Origin of the sequence: Anaerotruncus colihominis (assembly GCF_010206195.1) — a bacterium.
Taxonomy (GTDB): domain Bacteria; phylum Bacillota; class Clostridia; order Oscillospirales; family Ruminococcaceae; genus Anaerotruncus; species Anaerotruncus colihominis_A.
Genome location: NZ_VIQT01000009.1, coordinates 14,405 through 26,219 on the forward strand (window position 1 = coordinate 14,405; position 11,815 = coordinate 26,219).

Sequence of the window (11,815 nt, forward strand, 5' to 3'; positions counted from 1 at the left end):
TTTTGACCTTTGCCTGCTATGCTTAATCCATCAAAGTAAAGAAGGCCATTTATGAGAAAACGATTGCTCCCTGTTTCCCTGATGTGCGGCGCTCTTTTATCCCTCGTCGCCTGCGGGAACTATGCCATTCCAGACAGTACGCCCCCCGCTGTCACAGTCCGTTGCCGCAAACCCGTTTGAGGAGGCGGAGGAGGATGCCGGATGCCCGATATGCCACTCTGGACGCACAGCACGCCTGGGTGGGGCTGATGAATTGCTGTAAGACCCAGGTAGAGGAAATCATTTTTGCAGAACTGATTTATTGCTAAATCATACAGCCCCCAACAGATAACGATGTTGGGGATAGCATTTTGTCAAGAACATTTCATTACATAATTTAGACATTCTGTGACAGTGAGGTTGTCCTTTTACTATGAAACTGATAGTATAAAACACGCAGAAGAAAGTAGGTGAACAAATGATTAAATTCGCAATTTGCGATGACGAACCGATTATGGTACAGGAAATTTCAAACCAGCTTTCACAATACATGGATGGACGGAAGATTACTTCCTATTCTGTCACCAATTTTTCAAATGGCTACGCCCTTTTAGAAAGCAACTGCAATTTTGATATCGTATTTTTGGATATTCAAATGGACAATTTGGATGGAATAGAAACTGCCAAAATATTGCGGCAACAGAGAAATCATAGTCTGCTAATTTTTGTGACTGTCTTGAAAGAATATGTGTTCAATGCGTTTGAAGTGGAGGCTTACGATTATTTGCTCAAACCTCTGGACAGCAATCAGTTCGAGCGGACTATGGATAGGGCTGTCAGCACTTTAGCGCAAAGGGCAGATAAAAGTATTGTCATTCAGCGGGGTAGTTCCTGCGATGTTGTTCCGCTGGCGCAAATCGTGTATTGTGAGGTACAGGGCCGAAAAATTTATGTTCATCAAAGTGATGGGAAGATCATCGATTACTACGACAATCTGGAAAATTTTGAACGTCAGATGGACAGACGTTTTTTTAGATGCCATAGAAGCTATCTTGTCAATCTTGATTATATTCGAGGGTGTGATACGGGGCTGGTTACATTGTCACTGGGCGCTCAAATACCTGTTTCCAGACTGCGTGAACGAGATTTGACACAAGCTCTCTTACGCTACATGAAAGAGAGGAATAGCTGATATGGATTATTTTAGCATAGGGCTTAATATTTTTTGCCTGATAGCCCAAGGCATTATGCACGTTTACTTTTGTGCCAGCCTCACCGGGAAAAAACAGAAGGCATATCATTTTGCCATATACATTTTCGTTTTCTGCATTTTGGACTGGCTTGCAAATAAGTTTTCTTTCCCGTGGGTCATAGTGATTGGGATAGAACTGCTTATTTTGCATGGGGTAAACCGTTTTATTCTGGGTAATTGTCCCTCCGCGTCCTGGGCCGCGGCAATCCTCGCCAATTACATCTCCCAGTTTTCCTTTGGGATTATCAACTCGGTGGAGGCGATGATATTTCCCCATGTGACGACCCCCTTGCTTTTATACTCAATGGTCATAGCGGCAACAGCGGCCTCCCTGGTCATAAGTGTTGCCTGCTATACAATCGTAGTAAAATCCATATCGCCAAAAGAAATTGGACACATGACAAATATGGGCTGCTTATTGTTCCCTGTTCTGTTTTTCTTTACCGCAGAATTGTATATTATGCAGACCTCATATACACAGATTTATTATGATGCGTTGTCTCCTGCTCTTCTATTTGAACATACTGCACTGCTGTTTTTGCAAGCCCTGGGGCTGGGAGCGTTACTCTGTACACTGTATGCCTATCGTCACCTATGCCGCAGTTTACAGACCAAAGCAGAAATGCAATCTTTATCCCAAGCAGCCCAGGCACAGAAAATATATATTGCCGAGGCACGAACTCGCTATGAACAGACAAAAGCATTCCGCCACGATATTAAAAATCATCTTTCTGTATTGAGCGCCCTGCTTAACAATAACAAACTGGAAGAGAGCAAAGCCTATCTGCAAAAGCTGGAAACAGTTTCAACCACATTGTCATTTCCTTGTCAGACGGGCAATCCAGTGGTGGATATTTTGCTGGGAGAGAAGTTAAAGATGACAAAAGCAGATGGAATTGTGACTGAGGTTTCATTGCTCCTCCCAAACCCTTGCAGAATAGATGATTTTGATTTGTGTGTGATTTTTGCCAATGCTTTGGATAACGCGATCAGTGCTTGTCAATCCATTGAGGGAGTAAAGTCAATTCGCATCAGCGGAGAGCGGCAGGGCGACTTCTACATGCTGTCATTTGAAAATACCTGTTCAGATAATCCGCTGCCCCCAGCGGGAACCGGCCTTTGCAATATCAAAGCTGTAACAGAGAAATATCACGGCGCGATGCTGACAGAAAAAATTGAACGGCGATTCTCTTTGAGCGTATTGCTGAACATTTCAATACATCCAGAGAGCATTTCAATACAAAAGCCTTGAAATTCTTTTTTAGCGGGGTAAACTGGTAATAGCAATATCAGCTACCTATTTTTTGGATTGGAGGAATATATCGTGCAGTCTATTTCTGGAATAAGTTCTGGCGCGGCACAACCATCTGTGCCGATTACCGGTGTGGATGGACTGAAAAAAGTCCAGCGGCCCGAAGATGGAACCCAAGAGCGTCACCAAAAACCTGTGATGGATGAATATATTCCGGAGGAAAAACCGGAACCATCAGGGCGTTACTGGCTGGGCAAAGACGAGGACGGCAAACCCAAAATCTATTTCGATAATCCGGAGCGGGCAGAGGACGCCTCGGATGCTCCCGATGTCTCTGAGCGGGATAAGGGTGCAGAAGGGCCGGAAAAAAGCGGCTCTGACAAAAATGTGAAAAGCTGCACCTGCAATACCGATAAGGTTGACCGTGAGATTGAAAAACTGAAAAAGCAAAAACAAGAGTTGGGGCAGCAGATCAACAGGGAAACAGATGAAAGAAAAGTGGAGGATTTGAAAGCGAAATTGGCACAAGTAGAAAAAGAATTGAGCCAAAAGGACAACGATACATATAGGCGTCAGCACGCTACATATACATTCTCCTGAGGAAATGTGCGGATGCTCGAAACAGGCTGTGCGGTTGAGTATTGAGGCCGTCCGCAAAAAGTTTTTCAAAATCTTTCGGTAAACACCTCACCGGCAGACCCCCTAAGTGGGCTATAAGGTGAGGGGCAAAATGCTTCATCACCGGGAGGGGCAAGCAGTTACGGATGCTGCCCCTCCTGTCATTTTTGATTTTTTCATATTCTTCCGCCCTAAATGAAAAAGCAGCGGTGCTCCGGTTTCGCAAAACATCGCCGCTTTTAGTCTTTCTTGCTGATGTATATATTGCTTTCCGGACTGTGTGGTTGATAAAAAAAGGCGGCGGATCTCTAAAAATCAACCACCCTCGTCGAATTGTATTTCTGCATTTTCTGTTCAAATCTTGCCACTGTGGGAAAGTCCCTTTTTGACATCCACTGTTTGCCAGTAAAATTTCGCCCTTTAAATTTTCTTACAAAGAGCGATGCCATGCGGCTTTAGCCGCATGGCATCCTTTTCATCTCTGTGTCTTGGCAAGCCTGCCCAGTTTAGAACCACCCCGGACGCGGGCAGTTGTTTTTAGACATAGGAAAAGGCCCAGAGCGCGAAATGGCTCCAGGCCCTTGCCTGGTGGTGCCGGTGGCGGGGGTCGAACCCGCACCCTGTTGCCAGGACTGGATTTTGAGTCCAGCACGTCTGCCAATTCCATCACACCGGCGAATGCTTTATTAGTATATCAAAACGAAATAAAAAAGGCAAGCCCTTTCGGAAAAAAACGGAACATATTTAAGTGTCACGAAATGTTTACAAATGGGACGTTCTTGTTTTCTCACATTTATAGCAAGGCCATCCCCTGAGCAGGATATGGCCGCAGTATGATGCCATCGTCCGCCAGAACAGATGGTTTTTGGCGTATTTACGCAGGAAGCTTGATTTTTCCTGCAAATTACGCTATGATAAGAAGTCAATAGCGGTTCCAGCCCAGACGGAACGCGGATGCGTCCCATTGACGGGGGACAGCAGAACCTATGCGGACTTCTGATACAGGAAGGGATGTCAACATGAGTCAGGATCTGTTGACAGTGATCGGGCAGATGACGCCGGGTTTTTCCAAGGGCCAGCGTTTGATTGCCGGATATATTGTCAATCATTTTGATAAAGCTGCGTTTATGACGGCCTCAAAGCTGGGCGCGGTTGTTGGAGTGAGCGAATCGACGGTTGTGCGCTTTGCCTCCGAGATAGGCTTTGAAGGTTATCCAGAGCTTCAAAGGGCTCTTCAGGAATTGATCCGCAATAAGCTGACCACTGTGCAGAGAATGGACGTGACGAGCGATCAGCTCGAAAATGCGGATGTTCTGGCCAAGGTGCTCGGCAAGGACATTGAAAAAATCCGCCGCACGCTTGAGGAGACAAGCCGCGCCGATTTTGAGCAGGCGGCTGACTCGATTTGCGCGGCGCGCAGCATCTACATCATTGGTGTGCGTTCTGCGGCTGCGCTTGCACAGTTTATGAGTTTTTATTTCAACCATATATTCCCAAATGTTCGACTGATCAATACAACAAGCCGAAGCGAAATGTTCGAACAGATCATGCGGATCGGTCCTGACGATGTGTTTATCGGCATCAGCTTTCCGCGTTACTCGCGGCGCACGGTACAGGCATGTCATTATGCGCGCACCAACGGCGCGAAGGTGATCGCCCTGACGGATTCGCTCCAGTCGCCGATTGCCGAGGGCGCCAATCATACGCTGGTAGCGCGCAGCGACATGGTTTCCTTCATCGATTCGCTTGTCGCGCCGCTGTCATTGATCAACGCGCTGATTGTCGCGGTCGGCATGAAAAAACGCGGCGAGATTGCCCAGACGTATGAACGTCTCGAACGGATTTGGGATCAATACGACGTGTATGAAAAGCATGGGGAGGGAGCCGGTGGCAATTAAAACCATCGTGATCGGAGCGGGCGCCGCGGGGTTGTGCTGCGCCGGCTTTTTAGCGCGTTCGGGTGTGAAGGCTCTCGTTTTGGAGCGTGGGCCCCGGCCGGCCCGCAAGGTGCTTGTTACCGGAAAAGGCCGCTGCAATGTGACAAATAACTGCACGCCGGATGTTTTTTTGAAAAATGTCCGAACGAACAGCCGTTTTTTATACAGTGCGTCGAGCGCCTTTCCGCCAGAGGATACCATGCGCCTGTTTGAATCACTCGGCGTGTCGCTGAAAACGGAGCGGGGCAATCGGGTGTTTCCGGTTTCGGACCGGGCCGAAGATATTGCCGGCGCACTGAGCCGCTTCGCGGGCAGGGAACGTATACGCACGGATGCGCGCGTTTCAGAGATCTTGATGAAGGACGGCGCCGTGTGCGGCGTGCGGCTGGAAAGCAGCGAAATCTGCGCGGCCGACGCGGTTGTACTGGCCACGGGCGGCATGAGCTATCCGGGAACCGGCTCGACCGGCGATGGTTACCGTCTTGCCGCACATCTCGGCCATACGATTATACCGCCGCGCGCCGCGCTCGTTCCCATTGCGGCGCGTGAAAAATGGTGCGCTGAATTGATGGGACTGTCGCTGAAGAATGTGACGCTGACGCTTAAAAATGCAGCCGGCAAGGCTGTGTTTTCCGAGCTGGGAGAGATGCTGTTTACACATTTCGGCGTTTCGGGACCGCTGGTGCTGTCGGCTTCCTCCTATATTAAGGAGGATCCCGGCGCGTACCGTATAGAGATCGATCTCAAGCCGGCGCTTGATATGCAGCAGCTTGACGCGCGGCTTTTGCGGGATTTCGCGGAGAATAAAAACCGGGACTTTATCAATGCGCTTGACCGGCTTTTGCCGCGCAAGCTGATTCCTGTAGCGGTTCGATTGTCCGGCGTTGCGCCGGAGAAAAAGGTACATTCCGTAACGCAGGCCGAGCGCCATGCTTTCGCGGCGCTTTTAAAAGCGTTTCCGGTCACACCGAAGGCGTTTGCGCCGATCGAACAGGCGGTGATTACTTCGGGCGGAATCAGTGTCCGGGAGATTAACCCCAAAAGCATGGAGTCCAAGCTGATCAGCGGATTTTATCCGATCGGCGAGGTGGTCGACGTTGACGCGTTCACCGGCGGATTCAACCTGCAAATTGCCTTTTCAACAGCATTTCTCGCGGCTGCGGCCATTGCGGCGGCCAACAACGGTTAAAGGGAGCGGAAAGCATGGTTTCTATCGCGATAGACGGTCCCGCGGGTGCGGGAAAAAGCACGATTGCGCGTGCGATTGCCGAACGGCTTGGATATATCTATGTGGATACCGGCGCGCTATATCGTGCGGTTGGGCTTTTTGCCATGGCCAACGGCATCGATACAACGGATGAATCCGGTGTGGAGCGCCTGCTGATGAGCGCCAAGGTTGAGCTGCGCCATGATAAAACCGGGATGCAGCGCGTATATCTAAATGGATATGATGTTTCCGAGGAAATACGCCGGCCTGAAATTTCCATGGCGGCGAGCAATGTCAGCGCGCTGCCGGCTGTGCGGCAATTTTTGTTCGCGCTTCAGCAAAACCTTGCTATGGAGCATGATGTTGTTATGGACGGCCGCGATATCGGAACGGTCGTACTGCCGCGCGCGCAGGTCAAAATATTTTTAACAGCGTCTGAGGAGGATCGTGCGCGCCGGCGGTTCGATGAATTGACTGCTAAGGGCAAAGCCGTTACGTATGAGGAGGTTCTTGAGGATGTCCGAAAGCGTGACGACAACGATATAAACCGCGCGATTGCGCCGCTCAAACAGGCGCGCGACGCCCTGCTGGTCGATACCACCGGCAACACGCTTGAACGGTCGATCGATATCCTTTTAAAACTTGTGAAGGAGCAGCTTGCCCATGTTTTATAGTTTCTGCTGGTGGCTTTGTATGATCTGGATCCGGGTGATATATCATGTAGAGATTGTCGGGTGCGAAAACGTTCCGCGGGACCGCGGCTATATCCTGGCTGCGAATCACCGTACAAATATGGATCCGATCTTTGTGGCCGCCGGTGTGCGTGCGCCGATCCGCTATATGGCGAAGGTGGAGCTGTTCCAGAAGGGAAGACTGTTTTCATGGCTGCTCCATAGGCTTGGAGCTTTCCCAGTGGAACGCGGCAAGGGCGATACAGGCGCGGTTGAATGGGCTGGGCAGGTAGTCCGCAGCGGCGCTGTCCTGGGCATGTTCCCCGAGGGGACGCGTTCAAAGGATGGGACGCCGGGAAAACCAAAGTCGGGGGTAGCGATGATCGCCTCGCAGACACACGCTCCTGTGCTGCCGTGCGCTGTATGCTATGGGAAAGAATTGCGCTTTCGCACACGGCTGACCATCTGTTACGGCCCGCTGATCCCATATGAACGCCTTGGCTTTTCACAGGCAAACGCCGCGCCGCGTGAAATCAAGGCTGCCAGCCGGCTGATTATGGATGAAATCGTCAGGCTTCTGGAGGAACATGCATGAGCGTCACGGTCGCAAAGACAGCGGGTTTCTGTTTTGGCGTCCAGCGCGCGTATGATCTTGCGATGGAGCTGGCCAATTCCGGCCGGCCCGCCTGCACTTATGGCGAACTGATCCACAATCCGCAGATTGTAGCTAAACTTTATAAGGCGGGAATACCGGCGATCAAACGTGTAGAGGACAATATGGACAGACGCGCGGTCATCATCCGGTCGCATGGGGTTCCGCCGTCGGTCTATAACGCGCTGGCCAAAATAGACTGTGAGGTCGTCGATGCGACCTGCCCGTATGTGCAGAAGATACATAAGCTGGCCGCCGCACATGCGAAAGACAGCATTATTTTGATTGCCGGGGATCCTTCACACCCGGAGGTGCAGGGAATCGAGGGCTTCTGCGAACGCCATTTGACGTTTAAAAATGCTGGCGAGCTTGAAAATTTGCTTCCGATTTTGGAAAAAAATGGGAACAAAGCCTTTGTTTTACTTTCACAAACGACTTTTTCAGTGTCGGAATGGGAAAAAAGTGTAGAAAAACTTAAAAAAGTGTGTACAAACCTTCGAATATTTGATACAATATGTATTGCTACTGAGAGACGCCAACATGAGGCAGGGAAATTGGCCGCTGAAAGCGATGCGATGGTAGTGGTGGGCGGCCGCCGCAGTTCAAATACCGTGAAGCTTGCGCAGATTTGTGGGGAATTTTGCGAAACTTTTTTAGTCGAATCGGCAAGGGAATTGTATAATTGCGACTTTAACGGGTATACTAGGGTTGGCGTCACAGCCGGAGCGTCTACGCCGGCGTGGATTATTAAGGAGGTACATAAAACCATGAGTGAGATTCTAAGGGATCAAGACGAGCTTTCTTTCGAGGAGATGTTGAATCAGTCTTTTAAGACGATAGATAACAGGGAGAAAGTAAATGCCGTTGTGACAGGGATCGCCCCAAATGAAATTTCTGTCGATATCGGCACCAAACACGCCGGTTATGTCCCGCTGTCCGAGCTGACAGACGATCCGAACGCGAAGCCTGAGGATCTTGTTAAGGTTGGGGACACGCTCGACCTTCTGGTGGTGCGCGTCAACGATGTGGAAGGCACGGTTATGCTCTCCAAAAAGCGTCTCGACGCGATCGCGGGCTTTGAGAAGGTTATGAACGCGGTCGATACGGATGAAATCCTTGAGGGCACGGTCGTTGAGGTGATCAAGGGCGGCGTGCTCGCGTTGACCAACGGAGTAAAGGTCTTTATTCCCGCTTCGCAGGCGACACTGTCGCGCAGCGACAGCCTCGACGACCTGCTCAAGCAGAAGGTCAACTTCAAAATTCTCGAGGTCAACCGCCAGCGTAAGCGTGCGGTCGGTTCCATTCGCGCCGTTCTGCGCGAGCAGCGCAAGGAGCTTGAGGATAAGTTCTGGCAGGAGGTCGAGATCGGCCGCCATTATACCGGCGTCGTCAAATCGCTCACGAGCTACGGCGCGTTTGTAAATCTCGGCGGCGTGGACGGTATGGTCCATATTTCCGAGCTGAGCTGGCATCGCATTAAACATCCGTCCGAGGTCGTCAACGTGGGCGATACGGTCGATGTGTATATCAAGGACATCGACGCGGAAAACAAGAAAATTTCTCTCGGCTTCAAAAAGGCCGAGGACAACCCGTGGGAAATCATGAAGAAGGATTACGCGGTCGGTACGGTCTGCACTGTCAAGGTTGTCTCCATGACGCCGTTTGGCGCTTTCGCGCAGATTATCCCGGGTATCGACGGCTTGATCCACATCAGCCAGATTTCAAACGAGCGTGTTAATAAGCCCTCTGATGTGCTGTCGATTGGCCAGGAGGTCGAGGTCAAGATCACTGAGCTTGATACGGAAAAGAAGCGTGTCAGCCTGTCGATCCGCGCGTTGAATGAGGATAAGAAGCAGCAGGAGGAAGCGCAGGAGCCTGTCAACGAGGAGTCCGGCGTCGTCTATGAGGCTGGTCCTTCCGAGGCGTAAAACGAAACAGATTTTTTGCGGCGCGGGTTTTCCCGCGCCGCTTTGACATTTCTGACTGTGCACATTTGGAACATGGTCCCTGCCTGTATCGCTTACGACAGAAGGCTTGCATGCGGATATTGTGTTTTATGCAAAAAAGTGGTACAATCAATGCATTCATATTGATGATACGGCCTGGGCGCGCCGCCGCGCGAGGGCGTATAATAAACGGGGGAATCGATGTGCCGATCAAACGCTGGAATATCCGGCAGGCCGACGGCGAAGCCGCGCGGCGCATGGCAGAGGCGTTCGGGCTGCCGCCGCTCGCGGTTCGAATTTTGGCTGGCAGGGGCTTTGATACACAAGAGTCAATCAGGCAGTTTCTAACGGAGGATTGCGCGCTGACCGATCCATTGGCACTGCGTGATATGGACAGGGCCGTGACGCGCATCCGGCGGGCAATTGCAGAAGGCGAAAAAATTGCTGTTTACGGAGACTACGATTGCGACGGGATCCTGTCGACTGTTGTGCTTTATAGTTATCTGGAGTCGGCCGGGGCCGACGTTTGTTATTATATTCCGCATCGCGACCGGGAGGGCTATGGTCTGAACCGCGAGGCCCTGCAGATCATCCGTGACGACGGCGTGCGGCTGGTGATTACGGTCGACAACGGGATTACGGCTGTCGACGAGGTTGCATTCGCCGCCTCCATTGGTATAGACGTGGTGATCACCGACCACCATAAGCCGCGCGATATGTTGCCGCAGGCGGTCGCGGTTGTCGATCCGCATCGTCTGGACGACGAAAGCGGCTGTGAATATCTCGCTGGAATCGGTGTGGCGTTCAAGCTGATCTGTGCGTTGGAAGGTGACGACGGCGATCTGATGCTCGAGCAGTACGGCGATCTGGTTGCTGTGGCGACGGTGGCCGATATTGTGCCGCTCATCGGTGAAAACAGGACCATTGTGCGGCGCGGGCTGGAAAGTTTGCAAAATACAGATAACGAGGGGTTGGCCGCGCTGATCCGTGCCTGTGGCATGGCGGACCGGCAGTTGTCGTGTGAGAATATTGCGTATGGGATTGTGCCGCGTATCAATTCAGCCGGCCGGTTCGACTGCGTCGACAACGCGGTTGAGCTTTTTTCAGGCGGCTGCGACGAGCCGGCAGCGCTTGCCGGCGACATCAATTCACTCAATGAGCACCGCCGCGCTGTCGAAGATCAGATTGTGCGGCAGATAATGAGCCAGCTTGATGCGGACACAGAGGCGCTTGGCCGCCGTATAATTGTGATCCATGGCGAGGGCTGGCACCACGGCGTCGTGGGAATTGTCGCTTCCCGCATGGTGGAACGGTTTGGAAAGCCCTGCATTGTTTTTTCAGTTGAAGGGGATGTGGCGCGTGGTTCGGCGCGCAGCATCGAAGGCTTTTCGATCATTGACGCAATCGACGCTTGTTCACGGCTTTTGATCCGTTATGGCGGCCATAACCAGGCAGCCGGACTGACGGTTTCAATGGAAAACCTGAAAGCGTTTGAAAATGCAATCAACGATTGGGCGGCTTCCTATTATCCCGATATGCCGCAGCAGACAATCAATATCGACTGTGCCATTTCGCCTCGCCAGTTAACAGTTGAGGAGATCGCGCCGCTGTCAATGCTGGAACCGTTTGGATCGGGAAACGAGCCGCCTATTTTTACAATCCACGGCTGCGTTTTGCAGGGGATTTATGCGATCGGCGACGGCAAGCATGTGCGTCTGCGTTTCTGTGGTGATGGATGTGTGTTTTATGCCGTTTATTTTGGTGTGACGCAGGCCAATTTTCCTTATACGATCGGTGAAACAGTGGATTTGGCAGTTGCAGTTGATGTGAATGAATGGAACGGGGAACAACGTGTTTCCGTCAAGGTGCGCGATATTCATCTTTCTGGAATAGACTATGATAAAATCCATCGCTCCGAACAGGTATACCAGCGGCTTGTGCGCAGCGAGCCGGTTGAACCGCCGGCGCGGGCGGCCGCAGTACCTGACCGGGACGACATCGCGGTGGTATATCGTTATTTGCGTACAAAAGGAAATCTGCGCGCGCCGGATGAAATGATCTATGCAAAACTACAGGGCAATATTTCGTGTCTGTGCAAGGTTAAAATTGCAATCGATGTGCTTGACGAAATGCACCTGATCACCCGGGAACGCAGCGGCGATACAAAAAATGTCGCCGTCGTAGCCAATCCGCGCAAGGTGGATATCTCCCAATCCAAGATTCTGCGCGGGCTTGCAAAGCCCGCCGCGGGGCGTGAATGACGCCCCTTCTGCGGGCAGCAGCCCGCAATGGAGGCCTTGT

The 11,815-nt window shown here is 51.4% G+C and carries 11 protein-coding genes and 1 tRNA gene; 11 read left to right on the forward strand and 1 reads right to left on the reverse strand.

The window, feature by feature from the left end:
- The first annotated feature begins 51 nt into the window (after window positions 1-51).
- The 5 genes from FMM72_RS17365 (at window position 52) to FMM72_RS04265 (ending at window position 3,083) form a co-directional block, all read left to right on the forward strand.
- The gene (locus FMM72_RS17365; protein ID WP_257431933.1) at window positions 52-180 is read left to right on the forward strand and encodes a hypothetical protein; all 129 of its coding nucleotides are present in this window, start codon (window positions 52-54) and stop codon (window positions 178-180) included.
- A gap of 14 nt (window positions 181-194) precedes the next feature.
- Complete coding sequence (locus FMM72_RS17125; protein WP_243151521.1) at window positions 195-308, forward strand: TnpV protein; 114 nt, start codon at window positions 195-197, stop codon at window positions 306-308.
- 149 nt (window positions 309-457) lie between these two features.
- Entirely contained in the window at window positions 458-1,171 is a 714-nt protein-coding gene (locus FMM72_RS04255; RefSeq protein ID WP_162220706.1) for a LytR/AlgR family response regulator transcription factor, read from the forward strand.
- A gap of 1 nt (window position 1,172) precedes the next feature.
- Entirely contained in the window at window positions 1,173-2,483 is a 1,311-nt protein-coding gene (locus tag FMM72_RS04260; RefSeq protein WP_160208275.1) for a sensor histidine kinase, read from the forward strand.
- A 57-nt stretch (window positions 2,484-2,540) separates the two neighbouring features.
- The gene (locus FMM72_RS04265) at window positions 2,541-3,083 is read left to right on the forward strand and encodes a hypothetical protein (RefSeq protein ID WP_207710307.1); all 543 of its coding nucleotides are present in this window, start codon (window positions 2,541-2,543) and stop codon (window positions 3,081-3,083) included.
- A gap of 607 nt (window positions 3,084-3,690) precedes the next feature.
- Here FMM72_RS04265 and FMM72_RS04270 read toward each other — a convergent pair.
- Window positions 3,691-3,777, reverse strand: a tRNA-Leu gene (locus FMM72_RS04270).
- Window positions 3,778-4,120: 343 nt separating this feature from the next.
- Between FMM72_RS04270 and FMM72_RS04275 the strand changes: the two genes are divergently transcribed.
- The 6 genes from FMM72_RS04275 to recJ all read left to right on the forward strand — a co-directional run bounded on the left by FMM72_RS04275 (window position 4,121) and on the right by recJ (window position 11,775).
- Window positions 4,121-4,999 carry a MurR/RpiR family transcriptional regulator gene (locus FMM72_RS04275; protein WP_160208276.1) on the forward strand — a complete coding sequence of 293 codons (879 nt, stop codon included), beginning with the start codon at window positions 4,121-4,123 and terminating at the stop codon, window positions 4,997-4,999.
- Window positions 4,974-6,227, forward strand: a complete 1,254-nt coding sequence (locus tag FMM72_RS04280) for an NAD(P)/FAD-dependent oxidoreductase (RefSeq protein WP_162221054.1) — start codon at window positions 4,974-4,976, stop codon at window positions 6,225-6,227. Before FMM72_RS04275 ends, FMM72_RS04280 begins: the two co-directional genes overlap by 26 nt.
- A gap of 14 nt (window positions 6,228-6,241) precedes the next feature.
- Window positions 6,242-6,919 (forward strand): (d)CMP kinase, encoded by a 678-nt coding sequence (cmk, locus tag FMM72_RS04285; protein WP_162220707.1) that lies wholly within the window; start codon window positions 6,242-6,244, stop codon window positions 6,917-6,919.
- Between the two features lie 19 nt (window positions 6,920-6,938).
- Window positions 6,939-7,511, forward strand: coding sequence for a lysophospholipid acyltransferase family protein (locus FMM72_RS04290; protein WP_162220708.1), 573 nt, complete (start codon window positions 6,939-6,941; stop codon window positions 7,509-7,511).
- Complete coding sequence (locus FMM72_RS04295; RefSeq protein WP_162220709.1) at window positions 7,508-9,496, forward strand: bifunctional 4-hydroxy-3-methylbut-2-enyl diphosphate reductase/30S ribosomal protein S1; 1,989 nt, start codon at window positions 7,508-7,510, stop codon at window positions 9,494-9,496. The genes FMM72_RS04290 and FMM72_RS04295 overlap by 4 nt, the downstream gene beginning before the upstream one ends.
- Before the next feature lie 221 nt (window positions 9,497-9,717).
- The gene (gene recJ / locus FMM72_RS04300) at window positions 9,718-11,775 is read left to right on the forward strand and encodes a single-stranded-DNA-specific exonuclease RecJ (protein WP_160208280.1); all 2,058 of its coding nucleotides are present in this window, start codon (window positions 9,718-9,720) and stop codon (window positions 11,773-11,775) included.
- The last annotated feature ends 40 nt before the right edge of the window (window positions 11,776-11,815 follow it).